This window comes from Streptomyces sp. NPDC051020, from assembly GCF_040683105.1.
Lineage (GTDB): Bacteria > Actinomycetota > Actinomycetes > Streptomycetales > Streptomycetaceae > Streptomyces.
In genome coordinates this window covers 1-24,131 of the sequence record NZ_JBFBCG010000074.1, presented here as the reverse complement: position 1 = coordinate 24,131, position 24,131 = coordinate 1, and the positions used below count along the sequence as shown (strand labels likewise).

Below are 24,131 nucleotides of genomic sequence, written 5' to 3'. Positions count from 1 at the left end.
GCTTGCCCAGCACGCCGACAGGCTTGCCCGGTCCTCTGGAGGGGGCTTGCCCACCATGGTCAAACTCGCAGGACCTCTCCGCCGTCACCGAGGGCCAGCGCGTGCCACCTCACGGTCCATAACAGCGCTAGGAGCCGGGGGTGGCGTCGGTCCTGGTGCGGTTCACTGGCTTCGCCCGCAGGGTGCCTGGGCCGGGCCGGGAAGCGGTGGTTGCTGTGGTGCCGCCTGCGGGGTGTGCTCCTGCTGCCGTACAGGCGGCCTCTGTTGCGCTTCGGCGCGAGCGAGGGCGGTGCGGCGTGCGGCTTCGGCGCGGGCGCGGTGGTGGATCCGGTGGGCGGCGGGTGTGGTCGAACTGCGGGGCGATTGGGGTGCCCAGGCCGGGGTGAAGGTGCGGTTCGCGAGCGGTATTGGCTTGTCCGGGTTCGGCGGGTGGCCGGGGATGCAGTGGTCGCGGATGGCGGCCGCGGTGATGGTGGTGTCGGTGTGGGGCGGGGCGGGGTGTCCGTGGAGGGTGCGGGTGAGGTAGCGGCGGGCTTCGGCGAGCAGGTGGCGGTGGCGGAAGCGGCCGCCGTGGTGGACCGAGACGATCGCGGTGATCTCCAGGGCTGCGGCTGCGACGTCCACGACGGTGCGGACGGTGGTGCGGATCGCTGCGGCAGCGAGGCGGGCCAGGCGCAGGAGGTTGTCGACGACCTCCTCGCCGACCAGGGCAACGGCGCCGCCCCGCCAGCGTGCCCGCAACGCGGGCAGAGGCCGGCTGGTCTTCTTGGCGGGCCGGGTCTCGTGGGAGGCGCGTGCCATCATCCGGCGCCGGATTTTGGTGGTCAGGGGCTGGCGGGTGCGTTTCTGGTACTGGTCGACGAGTTCCGCCAGGCGCTGCATGGTCGCCTTGTTGCGGGTGGCGGCCCAGTCGATGAGCTTCTCGGGGATCCCCGCGAGTTCCATCACGGGCCGCTGTCCGGCAGTCGGGTAGCGGGGCACCGTCGCCAGATCGAACGCGCGACAGATCTCTTCCATCAGGCGCTGGTTGTAGAGCTCTGAGAGGGCGACGGCGTACTCGAGGAACGAGCGGGTGTGCAGGGTGCCCCATTCGCCGTCCAGACGGCGGACCTTGACCGACAGCACCACGTGATCGTGGAGCAGCGGCTGACCGTCGCGGTTCTCGTAGTGGCGAAAGCGGGCGGCGATCAGGCCGGGGTGGGCGCGTTGCACCAGGCTGTCGGCTCCGACGCGGACCCACAGATGCTCTGTCTCGGCTTCGGCCAGGACCTCGCCGATGATGCGGGTGTGGATGTCTTCGACGAGCTGGCGGACCGGCGGTGAGCCCAACGCCCACAGAGCCTGGACGCTACCCGGCGGGCGGAACACGAGATCGTTGCCGGACCACTTCTGCACCCGGTAGCCGAGCCGGGCCGCCCGGGCAGCCGCTGCGGGACTCTCGCCGGCCGCAAGACGGTCAGCAACGATACGGTCCGCGTCCATTCGATGGCGCTGCGATCGCTCACCGTTCTCCTCCTGCTGCTGCCGTGCACACGGTCACGCCGCCACGGGCGGGCGTGTGCTGCCTAACGATGCCCCCGCCAGGGGCGTACCGGGCCCCGCAGTCCGGTATTCGCAGGCTTCTGATCGCTTCCCGTAACCCCATAATTCGAACCTCCGTTCCAAAACTTAGTAGTCGAGCTCTACGTAGTCGATGTCGGTGAACTCGACTTCGAGCCCCTCGGCGCGGCGGCCACCGTCCTTGAAGTACTGCTCCTGGAGGCCTTCGGCGGCGATGTTCTGCAGCTGCTGCTCTGTGGCGCCGATGGACTGCGCGTCGAACAGCCGGGCCGCGTACTGCGGTGGCAGGTGCTGGGTGATGCGCCGGATCCGTCCGTCGTCCGTGCTGCCGGGGGCGGCGGTGAAGCCGAAGCGGGCCCGGGTCTCGATGACGATGCCGGTCGATGTCGCGGCCTGCTTCCTGGCTCGGTCACGCACCCGCGGCTGCCAGTCCTTGCGGACCTCTGCAGCAAGCCGGGCGGCGAGCTCGGGGCGCGGGTGCTTGATCTGGCCCTTGAGGTAACGCTCCACGGTGCGCTGCGAGATGCCCAGGCGCAGGGCGACGGTGCGGGTGGAGCCCTTCTCGTGTTTGACGAGGAACCGTATCTGGGCGCCGGCCGATTTCGGTATCGGGCGGGTCGCGGTGTTCGCGGCGGCCTTGTCGAGGCTGTCGCCGATGATGCCCACGGGGCTACTCCTGTCGTTGATCGTCTGTACGGGCCGCTGAGCGCCGATCTCCACCCCGGACGACCGGATGGACTCCGGGGTGAGTGATCGTCAGCGAGATGCCCGCTCAGGCCTCTTCGAGGGGGCTAAGCGGTCGGGATGTGGTCGAGGAAGCCGGAGGTCAGTCGTTTTCTGTGGTCATGTCGCGCAGGCGCGAGTAGTGGAACTGGTGGGCGACTGTGATCGTGCACGTGGGCCCGTTGCGGTTCTTGCTGAGGATGAGGTCGCTCTCGCCGGCCCGGGAGCTCTCGGGTTCGTAGGCGTCTTCGCGGTGCAGCAGGATGATGCCGCTCGCGTCCTGCTCCAGCTGCCCGGAGTCGCGCAGGTCGGACGTCTGCGGCCGCTTGCCCTCCCGGTGCTCGGATCCGCGGTTGAGCTGCGCGCAGCAGATGATGACCGCGCCGGTTTCCTCGGCGATGATCTTCAGTTCGCGGCTGACCTCGCTGACGCGTTCGTAGGGGCTCTGCCGGGAGTTGCGCTGGTCGGTGTACATGAGCTGGACGTAGTCGATGATCACCAGCGGGGCCTGGCCCGTCTGGCGGATCAGGGATTTGATGCGGGTGCGGACCAGTCCCGGGGTGACGCGGGGGGTGTAGTCCATCCACAGCGGCAGGGCTTCGAGGTCGGTCAGGCGGCGGGCGATGCGGGTCCAGTCGTCTTCGGTGACTGCGGGCCCGCCCTCCATGAGGTGGTGCAGGGCGACGCGGGACTTGTTGGACAGCACCCGGTTGGTGACTTCCTGGCGGCCCATCTCCAGGCTGTGCACGAGGGTGGTCCGGCCGGAGGAGGCGTTGGCGAGCGCGACACCGAGCGTCATCGCGCTCTTGCCCATGGCCGGGCGTCCGGCCACGACGATGACGTTCCCGGGCCGCAGTTTGAGCGCCTGGTCCAGGTCGGTGAGCCCGGTGACTGCAGCTGCTTCCACCGTGGTCTCCAGGCCGTCCAGGTGCTCCTGGAGGCCGTCGCCGAAGCGGCCGAACAGCCCGTCGTCGCCGGTCTGGTCGGCGGCGAGGTGCTCCAGCTCGGCCTGGTGCGCGGCAATGGCGTCGGTGACGCCGGCCGGGTCGCTCTGACGGGCCGTCTGCATCCCGCGCACCAGGGTCTGCTGGTAGCGGCGCAGGCGGGCGTAGCCGTGGACGATCTCCGCGTAGTGCTCCACCTCGACCGAGGTGCACGCCTGGGACGCGATCAGCGACAGCTCGACGAAGCCGCCAACCCGCTTCAGGTCACCGCTGCGGCGCAGCTCCGCCTCGACCATCGGCACACCGGTGGGCTTGCTCCGGGCGTGCAGAGCCAGGATCGCCCGCCAGATCATCTCGTGGTGCGGGCGGTACCAGTCACTGTCATCGCTGTCATCGCCCAAGATCTGCGCGGCGCCGGGGATCGGGTCGTACCCCCCGGTGGCCATCATGCACGCGCCCAGGACCGCAGTCTCTGCGCTCACGCTCACCGCGTCCGGGGACTCGTCCAACTGCTGCGCAGGGATGTCCAGGGCCTCGTCAAACACGCTCACTGCTGCTCCTTGGCGGTGTCGGCCGTGATGCCCGGGTGGGTGCAGCGGCGGTTCGGCCCATCATCGTCGTCATCCAGAACCCAGCCGTACTGGTCGCAGGCGGGGCAGGCCGCCCTCAAGGCAGCAAGATCCTGCGGCACCGAGCCTGCAGTCGTGGCGGTGACCGGGGTCGGCTTGCGGTAGAGGCACAGGTCGTCCACCCAGCCCGGCAGGCACTTCACCCATGAGGCGGCGCCACCGGTGTTCTTGAAGATCTCGGCCTCCAGCGCCAGGCGCTGGGCGTCATCCATGTCTGTCAGCGCCGGCCAGCCCTGAGTCCGCATCGCGCGCAGCAGCCGCGGGGCGCACTTGCGCGCGGTCGACAGGCCGGCCTGCCACCGCTGCATCCGCTGAAGGAAATCCCGCGCAGCCGCAAGCTCCTCGGGAGTGAACTCCCGCCCCTCCTCCCGCTGTGACGGCAACGACCTCTTGGTGCGGGTGAGGGGGTTGGGGGAGGAGGAATCCTCCTCCTCCGGGGGGTGTGGGGGGGATGGCTTTCCGCTTCGCTTGTGAGGAGAAGCGGTCTGACCTGCGGAAACGCGGCGTTTTCCGGTTCGCCTGTCAGCGCTTCCCCTGTCAGCGCTTCCCTTGACAGGAGAAGCGGTCTGACCTGCGGAAACATGGTTACCGACAGGTAGCGCTTCTCCTGTGAGGGGAACCGGGAGGTTAGGGGTGGAACCGGGCAGGGTGGGCGGGTTCCAGTTGGGGTCCTGGGCGGGGAACTCGTAGAAGGTGTACGAGACCTTCCCGAAGTTGCCGCCGTTCTCCTGGGAGCGGTGCAGGAACCCGGCGGCGCGCAGCCGGGCAACGGACTCGTAGACCGCCTTGCTGCCGATAAGGCCGTCGCCCTTGCCGTTCGCGTTCCGAATGCCCTCCGCCCGGAGAACGTCAACCAGCTCGTTCACCGTGAAGTCCTTGCCGTCCTCACACATGAAATGGATGTGCATCAGGACCACGAAGTCGACGGTGTGGCTCAACCCCGATCCGTACAGCATGTGGCGGTAGAGAGGGACGGACGGGCGCAGCTGCTGAGCGCGGCTGATGGATGCGGTGCCGTCGTCGATCGGCTCCTGACCCTGCTGCTGGGTATCGATCATCGGGCCACTCCCCACGTGCAGAAGCGGTCGCCGTGCGCGGCGGTCAGAGAAGCGGGGAGGAATTTCATGGCCGTGGAGGTGTCGGCGTCGGCATCCGTGTGACATGCCGGGGCCGGGAAATATGAGGAGCGCATCTGCCGACCCTGGAACGGGCGGCCTGTGGACAGGGGCCGCCCGTTCCAGGAAAGGGCGGCCCCTCCCGCCGGGCGGGCAGAAATCTTGATGTGCGTCCCGTCAGGCGGGAGGCATCCGGCGGGCGCGGCCTGGGCGGCGGTAGCAGAAGTAGGCGTCACATCTGCTACAGGTGCGGATCCGGCGCCCGGTGTGACAGTCCGGCCGGAGAAAGTTCGAGGGGCCGCGGCCGGGGGCCGGCGGCGGTGGAACTGGTGGCGCATTGTGGTGGTTCTCCCCTTTGATAGGGGAGCCGTGACCAGCGGGTGTGACCTGACCGGGGACCCAGGGTGGTGGCGTCCCGCAGGCGGGTCCGCTTATTCTGGGTACAGGTGACCACGCGGACCGGAAGGTCCACGGGCATCACCCCCCGGCGAGGTCACCTCACCGGACACGACTCGAAGGCTGTGAAGGGCGAGCGAGTCGATGCGTTTCCAGATGGCCGTCCTGTTGGCGCAGGGCGGCCATCGGCATGTCAGGGGGGCTTAAGAGGACGTGCGGCATGCGGCGGCGTGTCGCCGCGCCCGATCAGCGCCTCACTGATGGTGAGTACGCGTAGCCTGCTGAAGAACACGCAGGCACCTCCTGTTCCAGGTGCTTGATCGCGCGTCGGGCTACCACACACCGACGCTGCGACCGGCAGGCCCCGAAAGGGGCCTGTTCGCGTTTTGCGCAGCACATCTTCCTCCCTCAGGGGTCGCTATGTGGCCACTACGCGGACGCCGGAGTGTCGGTCCCGGCCGACTACCGTGCGGGCCCTGCGGGGCCCTCAAAGGGTGACTCTTCTGCTGCACGCCGCGCCTGGAGCACGTACGCGTAGGCCATTCCCAAGTGCCCGTATGCGTTGCTGCCGTCCGTATCGAGGGCGAGGGCAGCCGATTCGGCAGCGCGCCGGAGCTGGCGAGTAACCGAAGCCGGGACGCCGGGGGCCGCAACCAATACCTGAAGCTGATCGACTACATCCGCAAGTCCGGCGTCCATGCGCAAGCTGCCCTCGCCCGCAGGCTTTGAAAGCGCGGGGGACCATGTGCCCAAGGCGCTACGGATTTCTTCCACGAGCTCGGCTCTGGTCAGGCGCTTTTCGGTGTTCATACGGGGATCGGTCTCCAGGAGTCCAGCGGGTCCGGCTGCGGAGGCGCCCCAGCGAGGCTGGGGCGCCTCCAGGGGGATTCGTCAGGCGAGCGGAGCGGCGAAACGCAGCTTCCAACCCTTGGCCAGGACATGCTGGGTGACCTCGACCACGCGTCCGTCAGCCGTGCCGATGTGGTTGATGGTCAGGACCTCCGCGCCATCGGGCAGACCGAGACGGGCGGACTCCTCCGCGCTCGCGGTGCGGAGCTCGATGTCCTCAACGGCAATGTCGCCCTGGTCGAACCCTGCCTCCTTCATGCGGCTGATGATGCCGCCGACGCCGGTGTCCACCTGCTCGATTCCCGCAGCCTCCGCGACGTCGACCGGGATGTACGTGGTGGCGATCTGAATGATGCGATCACCGTCGAACATCTCCCGAGCTCGCACGACGACGTCACCTTCGACGCCCAGGAGCTCAGCGACATCTGCCGGCGCGGCGGCGCGGCTGACGGTGACCTCCGTGCGCGGGCTGCGGCCGGACCGGCGCAGCTCAGCGTCGAACGCCCCGTGCGCACCGTTCTCTTCGCGCTGCCCGGTGGTGTACCGAGTGCGAGCGTCGCGCAGGATCACGCCGTTGTCGTCGATTCGGTTGCTAGCCATGTGCTGAATACTCCTTGCTGGTGTGGTTATGGATGCTCGTTGCGTCTCGATGCTCACGGCGTCAGCACGGGCGCTTTTTGCTGGTCATCTGGTGTCAGCTGTGTCGATGGCCCACTCATATGCCAGCCGCCACTTCGAACGAGGCAGGACGTGCAGGCCGATCTCGACAACGCGGCCTTCGGCGGTCAGCCCTTTATGCGTGATCTCCATAACCGCCTGCTCGACCGGGATGCCGAGCGCTTTCGCCTCCGCCGCGGTTGGAGATCTGACCTCGATCTCCTCTCGCAGCCGGACCTGCTTGAATCCGGCTTCTGCCATGCGGGACTTGCTGCCCCCTGTACCCGTCTTCTTCTCAGCGAGTACTGGGCAGGCGTCTACGACGTCCTGAGGGAACCACGAAGTGGCAACCTGGACGACCTCCTCCGCCTCATCGTTGCCGGGCAGTCCCACGGGCATGATCCGTTCCCGCTTGAGAGTTTTCGCGCGATGGTGCATTCCGAAGATCTCGGCGACCTTCCTGGGCGGCACATCCCTGGCGATGGTGAGGGTTGCCGGCCGAAGCTCGAACCCCATCGCTCGCATCTCCGCCTCAAAGGCGCCGACTGCCCCCCCGGCCTCTCTCAGCGATGGGAGGTAGCGCTGGTTTCGCTCCGACACGATCTTGGCGAGCACCAACGAGACGTAGGTGCCCTTCCCTCGCCGAGAGAACAGCAGGCCTTCGCTCTCCAACAAGCCGTAGATGTCACGGGCTGTCTGGTACGCGATGCCGTGCTCTTTCTGGAGCTGAGTCACGCCAGGCAGTCGTGACCCAGGTGCGAGTGCGCCCCGCGCGATCTTGTCCCGGATCTCGGACGCGATCCGTTCGATCTTCCCTGGCTCCTTTTGCTTGTCGGCCACGGTCCCCCTCTCGTGCGCATCGTGTGGCTAGCGGATCTCGCTGCCCGGTGCGCACAAGCATTGCATGTCTAGTTGTTTCTCGAAAGCCGAGACACGTTCTCGTTTAAATGCGTCATTGAACATGCAGGTCAGATGGGGTGTAGGAAACAAGTTAGCTAGACAGGTTGACCCTGAAGGGATAGCGGGGTTCTAATCGAGATGCCCAGCAAGCGGTGAGTAGCCGAATGCGGGGTGTAGTAGGCCGTCGTGTGTCCGCTTGTCTCGGGACCATCTACCGGCAGTAAGACATCAGGAGCCCTTGCCCCGAAGAGGGGGAGGGCCGGGGTTGATAGCTCGACCAAATCCCCCGGATCGGTCCCCTGGCCGAGCGCTCCCGTGCACGTCGCAGCGCAGATGCGTTGTCCGTCCTCCAGGATCGCCGGCTATGTCGTGCGCCTGGCGGGCGGAGAGCCCACCGCGAAGCAGCCCCTCCCCTTTGACCTGAGGAGCCCCTATGACGACCACGACTGTGACGCCCGAGGCCCGCAAGCGCCGCCGCAAGACCCGCACCAAGACCGTCAGCAACCTCCCGGCGATCGTCGCCTCCGAGTTCAAGACCAACGAGCTTGACCTGACGCCGGGCAAGGAGCATTTAATCTGCCCCGGCTGCAAAGGGTGGACGCCAATCACCGGCATGCTCGGCACCCCGAAGCTGGTGCCGCACCACACCAAGCGCTACCGCACCACCGAGCCGCGCCGCTGCTCGGGCAGCAACCGCCAGGTCACCATCGACATCGACGTCGACGACTGGCGTACGGAGCTCGTCGAGGCGGCCCCGACCACCGCGTCCCGCCGCGCCACCAAGGTGCTGCCCAAGCCCAAGGCAACGACGGCCCCGGCCCCCGTGCACAAGCTCGCCGTCACCCGCGAACAACAGGCCGCCCCCGCCGGGGCCCGACTGCTCCCGTTGCTGGACCGGGCCCGCCGAACCGTCGTCGCGCACCGCGCCACGTGCACGACGTGCGGGGCCGGCGCCCGGTGCGCTGCGGGCCGCGAACTGGAGTTCGCGCTCCGCGAGCTCGAGGCCACCGCCGTACTCGCCCGCGAGCAGCAGACCCTCCGCGACCGGACCGCAGCCCAGCAGCGCCGTGCTGAGCAGCAGGAGCAGGCCCGAGCGCGCCAGCGGTCGCTGCGGCAGGCCCTCCCGAGGGTGGACCGGGCGACCCGCGCCCGCCACAACGTCCCGCTCCCCGAAGCCCGGACGACGCTGGCGAAGAACATCGTCGATGGCCACGAGCTCATCCGCCGCGCCGCTTCCTGGCCCGCCCCGACGCACGGTGGGCCCGGCCTGCCTCTCGAACACCTCCACATTCGCCAGCCCGCCCGTCTCGCCGCCGCCACCGCGGCCGACACGGTCTCCGAGTTCCGCGGCCCCGGCCTTCCGCTGCTGACCGCCTGAGCTGAACACCGACGAACGACCACGGCCCCAGCCATCCCGAGCGATCGGGGAGGCCGGGGCCGTGGCTGCTCGTACGACAGCCCCCTTAAGGACGACCTTGGAGGATTCCATGCCCGTTCCGACCGACCCGCGTACCTCGCAGCAACGCATCGCCGACCAGCTGGCGGCCGCCCGCCGACGGCTGATCGGGCCGAGCCTGTCCCGCCCGGAGCGAGCTCGGATCGCGGACCGCATCCACGACCTGCAGGAGCAGGCCCGCCGGATCGGCGCCTGAATCGCAGCCTGTGCTGCCCGCTGGCCACCGTTTCGCCCCTCACGGCGGACCGGTGGCCAGCGGAGTGCGCAGGACGCACTGCCCCGCTGCTGGGCGGGGCCTGTACGCGACGAACCCCCAGGGATTGCGCCCCCAGGGGTTCGTCTTCGCAACTCACCCTCCGTGAAGGGGAACTACGCATGCACAGGATGACACCGACCCAGGCTCGGCATACACGCCGGGCCGTACTCCAGTCCGCGATCGACGCCGGCGCCCGCTGCGCCACCGCCGACCCGGACCTCTTCTTCCGCACCGACGCCGAGCCCCAGATCACCTGGCAGGCCCGCCGCGCCGAAGCGATCCGGGTCTGCACCGGCTGCCCGGTCCGTGCCGCGTGCGAGGAGCTCGCACTGCGGAACGGCGACGGCAACACGCGTGTCGACGACATGGTGCGCGGTGGTCTCTCCGGTACGCAGCTCGCCGTTGCCCGTACCGCCCAGGCCGACCGCCTGGCGGCTGCGGTCGACGCGGACCGCGACACCGAGCGGCGCGAGCTGCGCGATCTGACGGTGCTGGTCCAGAACGAGGTCACCTCCGGCCTGGACAAGCGGCAGGACGGCACGCGCCTGTCGCCCGCCCGGGCCCAGACGGAGCAGAACCAGCTGGTCGGACTGCTCACCGCCCGGATCAACGAGATCCGTACCGCCCGCCGCGCCCGCACCGGCTGGGGGGTGGCGGCATGACCGGCATCCTCACCCCGAGTGCCGGGACGATTGGCGACATCCGGCGCGAGGACGACTGTGGCGGGGACGACGGCCGCGGATACGAGCGCGACGAGATGGACCAGTTCCACCGGGTCGTGCGTCAGCTGGTCGCCGTCGGCGACGACCGCGCCCGGGCCGCCGGCCGCCGGGCCCGCCGCACGCTTACCGAGATGGCGCCGGGCTATGCCCGCCAGCCGGTCCTGCGCCTGACCCGCCCGCTCAACTTCCGGGCGGCCGGCGGCGCGTGCGTGCTGTGCGGCCGCTGGAACTGCGACGGCACGTGCTATGCCCCGGCTCCGGCCTCCGCTGTCCAGCGCAACAGCGTGATGGGGGTGGCCCGATGACGACCTGTACCTCCTGCGGCGGCTCTGGCCAGCAGATGGTCACCGTCTGCCACGTCGGTGCGGATGGCACCCCTTACCAGGGTGTCGAGATGCAGCCCTGCGGCCCCTGCGGCGGCACTGGACAGAAGCAGGGCTGAGCACTGCACCTGCACATACGCGCGGCCCGTACCGCACAGCACCACGCGGTACGGGCCGTCGCCGCACGCGGTCTGGCCCACCCGCTGACCCTCGCCCTGCTCGCGGCCGCCGCCACGGCGGCCGCCAGGGCGTGGGACGCCGGCCACCGCGTCACCGACACCCACCCACCCCGCACCGCTCTCCACCCGAGAGGCACCACCGCGCATGCCCAACCAGGTTGGCCCCCGTGGCTGACGACCTCCATGCCCGCTACATGCAGGCCAGCGACGCCTGGCGTACCCACCGCAAGGGCTGTGAGCCCTGCCAGGCCGGGCGCCACTGCCCTGTCGGGGCGCCGCTGTTCGAGCGGTTTGCCCGGCTGCAGGACGCCTACACCCAGCGCCTGCGCGGGCGCTGACCCCGCCCCCGTGAGGAGCACAGACATGACTCGAACCATCGCCCTGGCCCACGAGCTCGACCACTCCGGGCTGACCGGTGAGGCTCTCCCGGTCGTGCCGGCCGCCCTCAGCCGGTACCACCACCCGCAGTTCGTACGGGCCGAGCCCGGCCGGTACGAAGGTTGGGTCACCTACTTCTTCGCCGCCTTCACCGGCCGTGAGCCCGAGCCGCGGATGCCGCTCACGGTCCATGACGACAAGGCGGTCACCCGCGAGCAGCGCCGCGAGCTCAGCAGCCAGTACGACGCGGCGCGGATCATGTGGTCCAAAGCCCGGCTCCGGCACCAGGCAGGCCCGGTACTGCGCAAGGCCGTACCGCTGTGGCAGGCGTGGACGGCGGCGAAGGCCGAACTGGAGCGCGTGTACAAGGCGTTCTGGGAGACCGAGGACGGCCGGTGGCGCGCGCAGCTGCTGCACCTGACCGACGCGGAGAACGCCGCGGAGGCCGCCGCCTCTGCGTGGGATGAGATCGCCCAGCAGCTTGCGCAGCTGGCCGACGACCAGATCGCTACTGCCGGATACGACGACGAACTGCGCCTGACAGACGTCGCCACGGAGCTCGGACTGGACGCGTCCGACTGGCACATCGACCACATCGGCGCCTACACCAACCGGTTCTGGGGCGAGGGCACCCCGCTGCTCGACGTCCTGGCAGCTCAGATCAACGCGCAGCGCGAGCGGCTGGTCGAGGTCGCCCGGCTCGCCGGTGACCGCGAGCTCGCCTGACCAAGGTGTCCAGTTCCCGGACGCCCGGTGCGCTGGCCGCGGCTGCACCGACCCGAAGCACGAGACACCGAAACGGAGATGAAGCGTGAAGAGGAAGAGCTGGAGCAACGCGACGCCGCGGGGCATGGTCCTCGGCGTGCTGGGGGTGGTCACCCTGGGCGTGGCCATCCTCTCGGTGGCCGTCAGCTACGACATCTTGGAACCGACGTTCGGCGTGTGGGCCGTGCCCACCGTGGGCGCCCTGGATGCCCTTTGGGTGGTCTTTCAGGCGACGGAGATCCTGTCCGGCAACAACCGCCGGCGCGCCCGGCGTGTCCAGTACGCGGGGCTGGCCCTCACGGTCATCAACGCCGCGATCCCGACGACCGATCTGATCCTGTCCGGGACCGATGGGTTCGACCTGGCTGTGGTCCTCACGCCGATCGCGATCGTGGCGACCAAGGGTGCGTGGTGGATCGCCCTTCCCGCGCTCGGCCGGAAGGTCTCGTCCGGCACGCGGCGCAAGCTCGATGACAAGCGGCAGACGGTGGCGGACCGCCTGGAGGAGATGGAGGCGGAGGCCGCGCACCGCATCGAGCTGCTGGAGCTCGCCACCACACTGGAGACGCGAGTCGCAGCAGCCGAAACGAAGTACCGCGTGTCGGTTCTCAAGGCGCAGCAGGACATGACTCAGCAGCTCCACGGGCAGGCCGAGACGACCGAGAAGACGATCGCGGACATGCCCCTGCCCGCGTCGGTCGCGGCGATCCGGCTGCCGGAACTGGAGGGCTGGGAGCCGACCGCGCCCGCGCTGCCCGGCACGGTGGAACGTGCCGGATCCGGCACGCCCGCCCTCACCCGGCACATCCCCGGCACGCAGGTCAACGGCCTGCCGACCGGATCCGGCACACCCGGCGGCACACTGCCCGGCACGCCGGGCGGCACACCGGCACAGCGGGCGGCACGGGCCGCCGCTCTCGCGGACCTCGCGGCCGTGGCGGGTGTGCCGGTCCCGCGGCCCGACGAGCCACTGACTGACGGTCAGGTGGACGTCCTGCTGCGCCACCTGCGGTACGTCGATGACCCGCCGCAGTCCTACCGCCAGGCCCGCGACACCCTGCGCGCGGACGGCTACGTCGGCTCCGAGGAGCGGCTGCGCCGCGCCTGGGCCGCGCTGATGGCGAAGGAAAAGGCCGCCGGCCCGCAGGCCGACAGCGACGGGGGAGTCGAGCAGGCCGAGGAGGAGGAGCCCGAGGACGCGGGCGCCTGACCCACGGACACCGGACATCCGTCCGGCACCACCGATGCAGCCCAGCCGGTTCGTCCGGCTGGGCTGCGTCGCGACTGCCGGAAGCAGCAATGCAGTCGATGGCGCAGACCCGGCGAGCGGCCCGGCGAGCGGACCACGCGTTCGCAGAGCCAGGACAGCAGACCCGGCGAGCAGCCGAAATGCCAGTGCTTCGCATATGCGCGCGAGATTCGTGCGCCCATGATCGAAAGAGGGGGACGTGGCCAAGAAGAAACAACAGGCCGAAGATGCCTATGGTCAGGCGGCGGGCGCCATCGGCGCTCTGACCATTTCCGCCGGGGGACTCGCCGCCGTCAAAGACAAGACGGGGCTTTCCTGGCCGGCCACCCTGGCCGTCACCGCCGGAGCGCTCATCGCCCTCGGCTACGCGGCCTGGTGGATCCGCACGCGCGTCAAGGCGCTCTGGGGCCGCGAGGCGCAGCCCGTGGCAGCCCTGAAGCAGGAAGCGTCAACAGCCTCGGAGGAAGCGGTCCTGAAGGGCGCGCAGGCCCCGCAGGGCGCTGTACACGCGGCGCTGACGACCGCGCTGAGCAGGGCCGGGGCCATCGGCAGGGACGAGGTGATCCTGGCCGACGACGTCACCATCGAGCAGCTGCCCGTCGGCACCGTTTACGAGTTCCTGGTGCCCGCGAGCCGCACGTCCGAGGACATCGCCACCCGGCTCGGACCGATCGCCTCGATGTTCGGCGTCACCCGGCTTCACCTGAAGCTGGAGACCAGCCGCCGCAGTGAGCGCCAGGTGCGCCTGCTGGTGCTGAACGAACCACCGTTCAGCACCCTGTTTCCCGCCCCGACCCGGCAGGAGATCACCACGTTCGCGGGCGTCCCGATCGGCCACGACATCACCGGCCGGCTCGCCGGGGTCCCGACATTCGACAAGGCATCGCTGCTCATCGGCGGCATGACCCAGATGGGCAAGACGACGCTGGTCAACGGGCTCATCACCTGCCTGCTGATCGCGTACGGCGATTTCGACCTGTACCTGCTCGACGGGAAACTGTGCGGGCTGACCAAGTTCGAGAAAATCGCTGTCCGCTACGAAGCGTCCGACGACCCCGCTGTTCTGGAAAGCATGCTCGATGAGCTGAATTCCCGAGTGGATCGCCGCTACAAGGAAATGCAGGACGCCATTCGCAACCGGCAGCCTGCACCCGTTTTCAAACCGGTGTTCTTCATCATCGATGAGGCCGCCGACTTCTACACCGACAACGGGAGCAAGGAATCGCAGGAGACGGTGCGCCGCAATGAGGACAAGTCGCGGTCGCTGGTCGCCAAGAGTCTCGAATCCGGGATTGTCACGGTGATGCTGACGCAGCGCCCGGCAAATGACGCGATTCCGGTAAAGGTTCGGGATCAGTTCCTTTACCGGATGTGCCTGTATGTGGCTTCGAAGGGCGGAGCGAAAGTCGCCCTCGGAGACTCGTACTTCGAAACCGTCGCCCCGATTCACCCTTCACTCCTCGATTCGGCAGTCAAGGGTCAGGCGGTCCTCTTCGCGAACGGCTCGTCCACCTTGATTCGCGGCTTCCATTTCCCGGACGCGTTCATCTGGGAAGTGGTCGATGACGTCTATGCCCGACGGCAGAAGACGCTGAACGAAGCGCCTGAATCCCCGGTCAAGCAGGCCATCAACCTGATGCAGGACAACGGGGTGGACTTCATGCCCACCCCCGACCTGGCCGCGTCTCTCGGAATCGCGGAAACCGACCCGACAGAACGCGGGAAGCGCTTGAAAGCGCTTCTCGGTGTTCCGGCGGACAAGGGTCCGAAGGGCGTACGCGGCTATCGGCTGGCCGACCTCACCGCAGCCGCTATGTCGGGATCGTGACCGCCACCCGGCACCGCCGGACCACCGCCCAGCCACCGCCACCGCACCGCCACCCCCGCTCATCCGTGGCGGTGCGGTGGCGGTGGTCTGGCGGTCCCCGGGCGGTACCGGGTGGCGGTCCTGACCTGCGAAGACATCGAAAACCCCTAGGAAGGAAGGGAAAGGCTCTTGAGGAGCTCTACAGCGGTCACGATCGGCGTGGGAGCGACCGCGGCCGTGGTCGTGGCCGCGCTCGTGCAGGGCGCCGGCGGCGATCCCGTGGGCGCGGCGCTCAGCCTGTCCGTGCCCGCCAAATACAAGAGGCTGATCGAGGACGCGGGAAACACCTGCCCCGAGGTCACACCGAACCTGCTGGCCGCGCTTCTCAAACAGGAATCCGGATTCATTCCGGGCCGCCGATCTCGGGCCGGTGCTGAGGGCATTGCGCAGTTCAAGCCGTCCACGTGGGAAACCGCCGGAATCGACGCAAACGGCGATGGACGGCGTGACGTGTGGGATCCCGAGGACGCGATCCCGTCAGCGGCCAAGCACCTGTGCGACATCGTCAAGGAAGTCAAAGACGTTCCCGGTAACAAGCAGGACAACATGCTTGCCGCCTACAACGCCGGAAGCGGCGCCGTCCACAAATACGGTGGTGTCCCTCCCTACCGGGAGACACAGAACTACGTCCGGTCCATCAGTGCACTCGCTGACGTTCCGTCCGGCGGGAAAATGACGACCACCGAACAGGCCGCCACCGCCATCAATGCGGCAAGCGGCGAGCTCGGAACCCCGTATTCGTGGGGCGGAGGCAATGCGAGCGGCCGCAGTACCGGGTCGTGCTGTTCCCCGAATGGGAGTTCCGGAGCGAGCATCAATGGTTTCGACTGCTCCGGGCTCACGCTCTATGCCTACGCGCAGGCCGGAATCACCCTGCCCCGTACGGCAGCACAGCAATATGCCGCCTCGGAGCCGGTGAAGCCCGGACAGAAACGCCCCGGGGACCTCGTCTTCTTCGGGAGCAGCCCCACCAGCATTCACCACGTCGCGATCTACGTCGGAAGCGGCTACATGATCGAGGCCCCCCGGCCCGGCACGTCAGTTCGCTTTTCCCCCGTCGACTCAATGTCCGACCTGTTCGCCTTCGCACGCCCCGTACGTCACACGAACAAGGAGATCTGACCCATGAACAAGCTCATTCCCCTCGCCAAGCCCGTCGACATGTCCAGCGGCTTCAAGGACTTCTTCGACACGATCGGCCTCACCGGCGGTGGGCTGGTCACCAAGGGCATCGCCGCTGTGATCGCCATCATCGCGATTCGCATGCTGCTCCAGCTGTCCAACGACCCCAAGGGCGCGCTGCAGAAGGGATCGATGGCGCTGGGCACTCTGTTCGTCGCGGTCATCCTCGCGCTCTACGGCGACACCCTGTTCTCGACCGTGACGAACGCGAAGGGCTGACCATGCCCGACAAGGACCCGTGCGGCCTGATCAAGGGCATCGCCAAGAAGATGTGCGAGAACGACTGGGAACCCGGGGGAGGCGGGTCCGCCGACACAGACGGTGGTGGCGGCAGCGGGATCACCGCAGGCGCCTCCGACCACGTCAAAGACCTCGCCGAAGCCCTGATCAAAACGCTCAAGGGGCTGCTCGCTCCCAAGAGAGCGTGGGCGCCGGAGACGGCCGACAACTGGCTGTACCAGCAGTTCTTATGGCTCGGTCAGCATCTGGCCGTCGCCATTTTGGTCTGCGTGATCGTCGTGTGCGCCCTGACCGCCTGGCAGGGCGCACCCCGCCTCAGGCAGCTGGGCGCATCCACGGGATGGACGCTGGCCGCGGTCGCCGGCATGGCGTCCGTCCCGGGGGTGGTCATGCTGTTGAACCAGGCCGTGAGCTCCGCGTTCACGACCGCGTTCGACAGTGACCAGTCGACCCTCCTCAAAACCATCAGCAAGGACCTGGATCAGGGGGCGGATTCGGGGAATCCCGTGGCGATCCTGATCATCATCTCCGCGCTGGTCGTGGCGCTGGCGTTCGCGGCGCTGGTGTTCATGACCCGCCAGCTCGGGATCCTCGCGTTCGTGTGCATGGCGCCCCTGGTCCTGGCCTCTCTGGCGCGCGGGGGTGACACGTCCGCAGTCCGCGCGTGGGCGATGCGCCTGCTGGGGCTGATGTTCGCCCCGTTCGCCCTGCTGCTGGTCAGCCCGTTCGTCCAGATGGTCAGCGGCTCGCTCGTGATGGACGCCGTGCTCCTGATCGCGGCGGACGCACTGATGCTGCGGATGATCTTCCACGGAATCCCGTACTTCGGTCCCAAGATCGCAGGAGCCGCACGCGGCTTGGTGGAGAGCCGGACGGCCAACCCGCTGGCGCGGGCGGTCGTCCGGGCCGGATCCCCGGACTTCTACGAGCAGGAGAACAACCCGCGGACGCCGCGCACGGTGGACACCCCGGGCCGTGCCGCGCACCAGGACCGCGGTGTCCTCTTCGCCGCGTACGGGATCAAGCAGAAGCAGCGGTCCTCACGGCTGACCACTCAGTCGGCCATCGACAAGACCCGGCGGGAAGCGCCGCGCAACCAGCAGCTGGTCGAGGCCCGCAGAGCGGCGCGGACTGCCGTCCAACCGGCGGCAACCAACCCGCAGCCCCGGCAGCCGGGTCCTGCGGGCCCGCGCCCGGGCGCCCGGCCACTGGCTGCGAGCCAGCAGTCGGCGCCCGCGCCCCACCGGCCGCCCCGCCCGTAGGACCGGCTGACGATCCGGGCCGCGACGCTCGCTACGGCGAGCGTCGCGGCCCGGCCACATTCAAGGAGGATTCCCGTGTATTCCCTGACACCCGGCTACCGCATTCCTGCTCTCCAGCGCGGACTCAGCCCCATGGAAGCGATGCTGACCAAAACAAATGCCGGGCTCGGGAGCGCGGTTTTGCTGTCAGCCATCGTTACCCCGCCGCCCCTGTGGGCCTTCGGCGCGGTCGGCGCGGCCGGGGCTCTGCTCAACCTCGCGCCCGGGCCCCGCTCGATCGCCCGGTGGGCGACCGTCGGCTACCGGCGACTGCGAGAGCGCACCGCGCCCGGCGCCATGACCGCCCAGCCCGGGGACACACGGACGTGGACGCTGTACCCGCAGCACGGCACCATGCAGGACCCGCACCGCCGGACGGAGTTTCACGACGCCTTCTCGCGTGCGTTGACTTTCGCCGGCAGCCAGGCCCGCACCGCCGGCATCCAGATCCACGTCACCCACCACGCCGACGTGCGCGACACGACCGAGCACACGCAGACGATTTCCGTCCACGTCCCCAAAGGACTGGCCCCGGCCCGCGTCATCGACACCCTGGAGGCGGAACTCGCCGCCCTCGGTGCCCTGACGCCCCTGGAACCCGAGCCGATCCCCGCAGTGACCGGGCGGGGCCCCGGCTGGATCGAGCTGGAGGACGGCCGCCACGCGGCCACCGCGCGGATCACCTCATGGCCTGACGAGACCGGCGGCGACCTCATGCCCAAGCTGCTCCTCGGTCAGGAGCGGGACCGTTCCGTCGCGGTGCTCTACCGGCCGCTGCCACCAGGGCAGTCCCGCCGATCGGCGAAATGGCAGCGCGCAGCCGGTGAAGCGTTCACCACCGACAAGATCAAGGCCGAGACACACGATCTCGCGAGCGGGACGGCACACGGCGCGCTGGTACAGGGCGCGACGCTCGTGGACGTCGACGCCTACCTGACGGTGTGGGGCGACAGCCCGCAGAGCGTCACCGATGCCCGCTGGCAGGTCGCTCTCGTGGCCGACCGGCACCGCATCCGTCTGGACTGGCTTACCGGCCAGCAGCACCGCGCCCACGTGATGACCACCCCGCACGGGGCCTCCACCAAGAAAGGGGCGATCCTGTAATGATTCGCCTGCCCTCCACCCACGCAGCGATCACCGCCCCGCTCGTTGCCTCCAGCTCCCGTTTCCCCGGTATCGCGATCGGCCGGTCCCTGCTGGACGGGAAGGAGTTCCGTCTCTCCCCCGTCCTCACCGAAGCCGCGGTTCTCCCGTCGACGAACTCGATCGCAATGGGCGGACTCGGGTCCGGCAAGAGCACCACCGCGAAGGCTCGGATGCGGCGGGAGATCCTTGACCACGGCCACCAGGTCGTCGTCATCGACAGCTATGGGGAGAACAACAGCACCGGCGAATGGGCGTCGCTGACCCGGTCTCTGGACGGCATGGTGATCGAGGCCGGCGCCTTCAAGCTCAATCCGTGCAGCGACCTTTTCCCGCTGGAGGTGCGCGAGCAGCTGGTCCGGTCGCTGGTCCTCGCGGTCGAGCCCACCGCGCTCACCCCGCAGGCGACGCACGCACTTCAGCACGGGCTGAACAACCCGAAGGCGGCATCACTCAACGGGCTGGTGGACGCTCTGGCCGCCCCGGAAGACGGCCGGTGGCCGGCGCCGCGACTCACCGAATGGGGCGAGGGTGTCGCCATCGCCCTGTCCCGCTACACCGAAGGCTCGTTGAGGGGACTTTTCGACGGCCAGGATGCCAGCCTCCCCCCAACCGACCTGCCCATCCTGAGCTTTGACTTCACCCGCCTGGACCGCAACTCTCCCGCGATCCCGGCACTCATGGCCGCGATTTCGTGCTGGGCCGAGCACGTGTGGCTGCCCCAGTCAACCGCCGTACACCGCCACCTGGTCCTCGAAGAGGCATGGCAAATCCTGCTGTCCCCCGCCACCAGCGAACTGATCCAGCGGCTCCTGAAGAACAGTCGCAAAGCCTCACTGTCACTGGACGTCGTGATGCACACCCTCTCCGACCTCGGTGACGGCAAGGCGCAAGACCTGGCACGACTCTGCGAAGTCGCCCACGTCGGCCGTCTTGGGCCCGAAGAGGCCGCGATCGTCGGTGCGCTGCTGGGCCTGCCGCAGTGGGCCATCGGCACCATCCCGACTCTCGGCCCCGGGCAGGCCGTCTGGAAGGTCGGCCCCAGCTTCGTGGACGTCATCGAGACTGTCCTCACAGAGGAAGAAGCGGAGCTGACCGACACATCCTCGCGCCGCCGCAGGGCACAGCAGGCAGCAGCAGCCGAGCAGGAAGCCCCGACCGAGACGGAGCCCGACAAGAGCACCAATCCCGACGAGAACGCCGATCACGAGCCGTCGGCACTCGCCGAGCCCCAAGAGGCCGAGGCCGAGGCCGAGTGGGACTGGCAGATGCCGCCCAACGTGATCGACTGGCATGACAGGGCCCTGCAGGCCGCGAGGGAGGGCCGGTGCGCCGAGGCCGCAGACCTTACCGCCCTCGGTGAGCGTGAGGACATCACCGTCCACGGCATCAACTCGGCCGAGGCCGCATCCTGGCTCGCCACCCGGGCCCAGGTGGCGGATCTCTGCAAAAACCGCGACCAAGCGACCCAGCTCCGCGCTACCGTCGCCCGCATACACCAGGACGACGACCGGGCCGGACAGGCCCACGACCCCACCCCGGCCCTGCACCGCGAGCCCCAGCAGCCCGCGCCGACGGACGACGACGACCCAACAGCGACTTCACTCCGGCGGCTCTGGCCGGCAGCTGCAACCATCGTCGCCCTCAGCCTCGCCATTGCCTTCGTCTGGGACAACCCCAAAGGCGAGGAAGAACAGCGCCAGCAGCGCGAGGAGAGCGCGGCCGCCGCCGCGTACAAGGGCAAGGCGGGGGCACCAGTCACCATCGACGGCGTGAAGGCCCATGTCGTGGCGGACTGGAGCGACGACCGCAAGAGCGTTGTTCTGGCGCTGCACCCGTACTACGACATGGACAACAACGCCCGGTACCTGCGGATCGACGCGGCAGACAAGAGCGCCAGTGACGTGCGGGGAGAGGAACAGGTCCCCAAGGACCCCGAGATCGTCGTGCCAGTCAAGGACCCCTCCGCAGAGGTGACGGTGCGAGTAGCGATGGCCGGTAAGGACTGGCAAGAGGGGTCCCGAGCCGCGTCCCGCACAATCCGTCTCTCCCCGACCGGCGTCGCGTTCGACGCAAAGACCGGAAAACAACTGCCCTCCGACCTCTGACGTGCCGTCCCGGCGGATCTGCGATCCGGCGACTGAACCAGCCCGTCTACCCGCTCTAGTGCTGACCCGTCGCCCTGCCTGCTCCTCGGCCACCCCTTTGCGGTGACCGAGGAACGGACAGGCCGTCCGGCCGCCCACCTCACCCCCGCGCCCCGCCGACAGACCAACCGTCGGCGGGGCGCAGCGCTGACCCCCACCCATCTGCTGGAGGACACCCGTGCTCACGCCCCGTCCGCGTCGCGGGACCGGACGCCCACGCCCCACCCGACTTGGCCCCCGCTACCCGCTCCCGCCCCACCGCCTGCCCGGTACCCGGGGCGAGTGATGGAAGGTCAGGACGAGAACCTTGTCGACGTCGACGTGTATGACGACGGGATCAGCCGGTTCCCCGAGTACGCCTGGAACAGTGCCCCGACGGACCTCCTGGCTACCCGCCGCCAACTACGCGCGGCCGGCCTGCGGCCCGGCGGCCACGGACCGGTCGCCCAGCTCAGGTGCCGCCGCTGCTCGTACCAGCCGCACGCGGCCTGCACGCACCTGGCCTGGCTCTACCGCATCGATCTCGCGAAGCCGAAGATCCCGATGACGCTGGCGAAAGAGGCCGCACTGGACCGGGCGATGGCAACCCGGACCACCTGCCCGGTCTGCCAGGTCCGGTTCGACTACTGCCTGCCGCTCAAGACACTTGGCAGCTGCTGGCCCTGCTCCCCCGAAGGCATCCAGACCCGCGAGCACCACGACCGTGAACTCGGGCGGGACACCGCCGGCACGACCGCCCTCGCAGCCTGACCCACCGCCCGTACGCAAAGCGCCCGGGACCGCCGACGCAAACGGCTGTCCCGGGCTGTTCCATCCCGTGACACAGACGAGAAGGAAACCTCAGTATGACCACCCTCGCCTTAGCTTGACGTTTAACCCCGACAAGATCGTGTCTTGTCGGGGTTCGTCATGCGCCGGACAGCAGGCGCGGCCGCCTGTGATGCTCGAAGTGTTGAGCCTCGAGATGCCACAGAACGGCCGCTGTCATGAGCTTTCCCGTCTCCTCCGTCCCTGTCCACCCCTTGTCCGTGTTATCCGACTTCCGGAACGACTTCTACGCTGGCCTGTCCCGCCGCGGGGACGAGTTGTTCGAGCTTGTCGACGCCCTGTTGTGTACGGACGGACCGGTCAGGACACTGGTGGATCTGTCGCTGGCCCCCGAGCACCGGCGCGGGCACGGGTCGTTGTACGACGGAATCAACCACGGCCGCCTGGACGTGTCCCGTCTACGCAGGTCACTGGCCTCATTACCGTTGCCCCGCGACAGTGGGGGACGGCTGCGGATCGCCGCGGACATCAGCAACTGGCTGAGGCCGGACGCGCCCTGCAGCCCCCAACGACTGTTCTGTCACTGCTACGGGCGTGGTCGCGGAAACGCACAGATGATCCCGGGATGGCCGTACTCCGTCATCGCAGCCCTGGAGAGCGGGCCCACTTCCTGGACCGCGCCACTGGACATCCTGCGGCTCACCCCGGCCGACGATGTCACCACGGTCACCGCCGCCCAACTGCGCGAACTCTTCTCCCGGCTGGCCAAGGAGGGGCAGTGGAGCCAGGGAGACCCGAAGATCGTGGTCGTCCTCGACGCCGGATACGACGTCGTCCGGCTCTCCTACCTCCTGGCGGACCTGCCAGTCGAGCTGGTCGGACGACTGCGCTCGGACCGGGTGCTGTACTTCCCGCCCCCGCCCCGGGCGCGCGGCAAGAACGGACGCCCACCCAAGTACGGGGCGGCGTTCAAGTTCGCCGACGACACCACCTGGCCCACCCCCGACCGGGCGACGGCCGAGCACACCGACCACTACGGCGAGGCCGTCGCCCTGGCCTGGAACCCGCTGCATCCCGCCCTGACCCACCGGGCCGGCTGGGAAGACCACGATGGCGAACTACCCATCGTGGAGGGCACCGTGATCCGCCTGGAAGTCGACCACCTCCCCGGCGAGAGGACCCCCAAGCCCCTGTGGCTGTGGTCCTCGGCCACCAGCGCCACCGCCGACGACATCACACGCTGGTGGCACACCTTCCTCAGAAGATTCGATCTGGAACACACCTTCCGCATGTTCAAACAGACCCTCGGCTGGACCGTGCCCCAGCTCCGCGACCCGCGCGCGGCCGACCGCTGGAGCTGGGCCGTCATCGTCGCCTACACCCAGCTCAGACTCGCCCGTGACCTCACCGACGACCTCCGCCGCCCCTGGGAAAGACCCGCACTACCAGGCAGGCTCACCCCCGCCCGTGTCCGACGCGGGTTTCGCCACCTCCACCACCGACTGCCCCAGCTGGCAGCCGCACCGAAACCCCAGAAGCCCGGCCCCGGACGCCCACCCGGCTCCAAGAACCGACGCCCCGCACCCCACCACCACGTGGGCAAACCACCCAAAACGAATGCCCGACGGAACGCGGGAAAGGATCAAGCACCTTAAACGTCAAGCTTAGAGCCTGTCGGGTGGCCGGTTGATTACGCTGCGATGTAGTCCTCGACGGTGTTGGCTCGTGCGGTCTTGCGGTGGGGTTCATGGCTCCACCGCAAGGACTGCCCGGCGAGCCGGACGAGCATCAAGCGGATCATTGCCACCTTGATCATGGCCTCGGAGGTCGCGGTCAGCCGTTCGTAGTCGCGGGCCAGCCGACGGTTTCGGGCCAGCCAGCCAAAACTTCGCTCCACCACCCAGCGGCGGGGCAGGACCTTGAAACCCTTGACGTCGTCGGTCCGCTTCACGATCTCGACGACGATGTTCAACGCATCCCGGGCCCATGAAAGAAGCCCGGAATCAACGGAGTTGGCGTATCCGCCGTCGGCCCACACCAGACTGACCGTGCGGAAGCCGGCTGCGAGCTGGGCCAGGACAGCGCGGCCTCCGGCCCGGTCCTGCACGGAAGCGGAGGTGACCGCGACGACCAGCAGCAGGCCCATCGTGTCAACGATCACGTGTCTCTTCCGCCCTGTCGTTCGCTTGCCCGCATCGAACCCACGTGCCTCGCCACCCTCGCTGGTTTTGATCGACTGGGCGTCGATCACGGCGGCCGACGGCTCGGGATCGCGTCCGGCCCCGATCCGGACCTGGCGGCGGAGCTCGTCGTGGACGCGGTCCCAGGTGCCGTCCCGGCGCCACTTGGTGAACCAGCGGTGGGCCGCGTCCCAGGGCATCA

At 68.8% G+C, this 24,131-nt stretch carries 23 protein-coding genes; 16 read left to right on the top strand and 7 right to left on the bottom strand.

From position 1 onward, the window contains the following. Positions 1–162 precede the first annotated feature (162 nt). The 4 genes from mobF to AB0N06_RS30145 all read right to left on the bottom strand — a co-directional run bounded on the left by mobF (position 163) and on the right by AB0N06_RS30145 (position 4,914). A complete protein-coding gene (mobF, locus tag AB0N06_RS30160; protein ID WP_366137867.1) occupies positions 163–1,482 on the bottom strand; it encodes a MobF family relaxase in 1,320 nt (439 codons plus the stop codon). Positions 1,483–1,668: 186 nt separating this feature from the next. Next, complete coding sequence (locus AB0N06_RS30155; RefSeq protein ID WP_366137866.1) at positions 1,669–2,226, bottom strand: helix-turn-helix transcriptional regulator; 558 nt, start codon at positions 2,224–2,226, stop codon at positions 1,669–1,671. A gap of 160 nt (positions 2,227–2,386) precedes the next feature. Further along, positions 2,387–3,778, bottom strand: coding sequence for a DnaB-like helicase C-terminal domain-containing protein (locus tag AB0N06_RS30150; protein WP_366137865.1), 1,392 nt, complete (start codon positions 3,776–3,778; stop codon positions 2,387–2,389). Further along, a complete protein-coding gene (locus tag AB0N06_RS30145) occupies positions 3,775–4,914 on the bottom strand; it encodes a hypothetical protein (protein ID WP_366137864.1) in 1,140 nt (379 codons plus the stop codon). The genes AB0N06_RS30150 and AB0N06_RS30145 overlap by 4 nt, the downstream gene beginning before the upstream one ends. Positions 4,915–5,916: 1,002 nt before the next feature. On the opposite strand from AB0N06_RS30145, the gene AB0N06_RS30140 reads away from it, so the two are divergent. Next, a complete protein-coding gene (locus tag AB0N06_RS30140; protein ID WP_366137863.1) occupies positions 5,917–6,096 on the top strand; it encodes a hypothetical protein in 180 nt (59 codons plus the stop codon). A 162-nt stretch (positions 6,097–6,258) separates the two neighbouring features. Here AB0N06_RS30140 and AB0N06_RS30135 read toward each other — a convergent pair whose 3' ends face one another. Next, positions 6,259–6,816 (bottom strand): UTRA domain-containing protein, encoded by a 558-nt coding sequence (locus AB0N06_RS30135; RefSeq protein WP_366137862.1) that lies wholly within the window; start codon positions 6,814–6,816, stop codon positions 6,259–6,261. An 84-nt stretch (positions 6,817–6,900) separates the two neighbouring features. Continuing rightward, positions 6,901–7,713, bottom strand: a complete 813-nt coding sequence (locus AB0N06_RS30130; protein WP_366137861.1) for a GntR family transcriptional regulator — start codon at positions 7,711–7,713, stop codon at positions 6,901–6,903. Between the two features lie 493 nt (positions 7,714–8,206). Here AB0N06_RS30130 and AB0N06_RS30125 point away from each other — a divergent pair, with 493 nt between their 5' ends. The 15 genes from AB0N06_RS30125 to AB0N06_RS30055 all read left to right on the top strand — a co-directional run bounded on the left by AB0N06_RS30125 (position 8,207) and on the right by AB0N06_RS30055 (position 23,404). Further along, the gene (locus tag AB0N06_RS30125; RefSeq protein WP_366137860.1) at positions 8,207–9,151 is read left to right on the top strand and encodes a hypothetical protein; all 945 of its coding nucleotides are present in this window, start codon (positions 8,207–8,209) and stop codon (positions 9,149–9,151) included. Between the two features lie 109 nt (positions 9,152–9,260). Next, complete coding sequence (locus AB0N06_RS30120; protein ID WP_366137858.1) at positions 9,261–9,425, top strand: hypothetical protein; 165 nt, start codon at positions 9,261–9,263, stop codon at positions 9,423–9,425. A 179-nt stretch (positions 9,426–9,604) separates the two neighbouring features. Next, positions 9,605–10,147 carry a WhiB family transcriptional regulator gene (locus AB0N06_RS30115; protein ID WP_366137857.1) on the top strand — a complete coding sequence of 181 codons (543 nt, stop codon included), beginning with the start codon at positions 9,605–9,607 and terminating at the stop codon, positions 10,145–10,147. Beyond that, positions 10,144–10,512, top strand: a complete 369-nt coding sequence (locus AB0N06_RS30110) for a hypothetical protein (protein ID WP_366137856.1) — start codon at positions 10,144–10,146, stop codon at positions 10,510–10,512. The genes AB0N06_RS30115 and AB0N06_RS30110 overlap by 4 nt, the downstream gene beginning before the upstream one ends. A gap of 364 nt (positions 10,513–10,876) precedes the next feature. Continuing rightward, positions 10,877–11,047, top strand: coding sequence for a hypothetical protein (locus AB0N06_RS30105; protein ID WP_366137855.1), 171 nt, complete (start codon positions 10,877–10,879; stop codon positions 11,045–11,047). 25 nt (positions 11,048–11,072) lie between these two features. Next, a complete protein-coding gene (locus AB0N06_RS30100; RefSeq protein ID WP_366137854.1) occupies positions 11,073–11,813 on the top strand; it encodes a hypothetical protein in 741 nt (246 codons plus the stop codon). A gap of 85 nt (positions 11,814–11,898) precedes the next feature. Continuing rightward, positions 11,899–13,062, top strand: a complete 1,164-nt coding sequence (locus AB0N06_RS30095; protein ID WP_366137852.1) for a hypothetical protein — start codon at positions 11,899–11,901, stop codon at positions 13,060–13,062. Between the two features lie 238 nt (positions 13,063–13,300). Next, a complete protein-coding gene (locus AB0N06_RS30090; RefSeq protein ID WP_366137851.1) occupies positions 13,301–14,929 on the top strand; it encodes an FtsK/SpoIIIE domain-containing protein in 1,629 nt (542 codons plus the stop codon). A gap of 198 nt (positions 14,930–15,127) precedes the next feature. Beyond that, a complete protein-coding gene (locus AB0N06_RS30085; protein WP_366137850.1) occupies positions 15,128–16,090 on the top strand; it encodes a bifunctional lytic transglycosylase/C40 family peptidase in 963 nt (320 codons plus the stop codon). Between the two features lie 3 nt (positions 16,091–16,093). Further along, complete coding sequence (locus tag AB0N06_RS30080; RefSeq protein WP_366137849.1) at positions 16,094–16,369, top strand: hypothetical protein; 276 nt, start codon at positions 16,094–16,096, stop codon at positions 16,367–16,369. Positions 16,370–16,371: 2 nt separating this feature from the next. Continuing rightward, positions 16,372–17,652, top strand: coding sequence for a hypothetical protein (locus AB0N06_RS30075; protein ID WP_366137848.1), 1,281 nt, complete (start codon positions 16,372–16,374; stop codon positions 17,650–17,652). Between the two features lie 75 nt (positions 17,653–17,727). Beyond that, the gene (locus tag AB0N06_RS30070) at positions 17,728–18,795 is read left to right on the top strand and encodes a hypothetical protein (RefSeq protein ID WP_366137847.1); all 1,068 of its coding nucleotides are present in this window, start codon (positions 17,728–17,730) and stop codon (positions 18,793–18,795) included. After that, positions 18,795–20,942, top strand: coding sequence for a hypothetical protein (locus AB0N06_RS30065; protein ID WP_366137846.1), 2,148 nt, complete (start codon positions 18,795–18,797; stop codon positions 20,940–20,942). The genes AB0N06_RS30070 and AB0N06_RS30065 overlap by 1 nt, the downstream gene beginning before the upstream one ends. 324 nt (positions 20,943–21,266) lie before the next feature. Then, the gene (locus AB0N06_RS30060) at positions 21,267–21,731 is read left to right on the top strand and encodes an RRQRL motif-containing zinc-binding protein (RefSeq protein ID WP_366137878.1); all 465 of its coding nucleotides are present in this window, start codon (positions 21,267–21,269) and stop codon (positions 21,729–21,731) included. A gap of 236 nt (positions 21,732–21,967) precedes the next feature. Next, positions 21,968–23,404, top strand: a complete 1,437-nt coding sequence (locus tag AB0N06_RS30055) for an NF041680 family putative transposase (protein WP_366137845.1) — start codon at positions 21,968–21,970, stop codon at positions 23,402–23,404. A gap of 35 nt (positions 23,405–23,439) precedes the next feature. On the opposite strand, the gene AB0N06_RS30050 is transcribed toward AB0N06_RS30055, so the two are convergent. Next, positions 23,440–24,131 (bottom strand): IS5 family transposase (locus AB0N06_RS30050; RefSeq protein WP_366137844.1); only part of this gene is annotated, 692 nt, incomplete at its 5' end.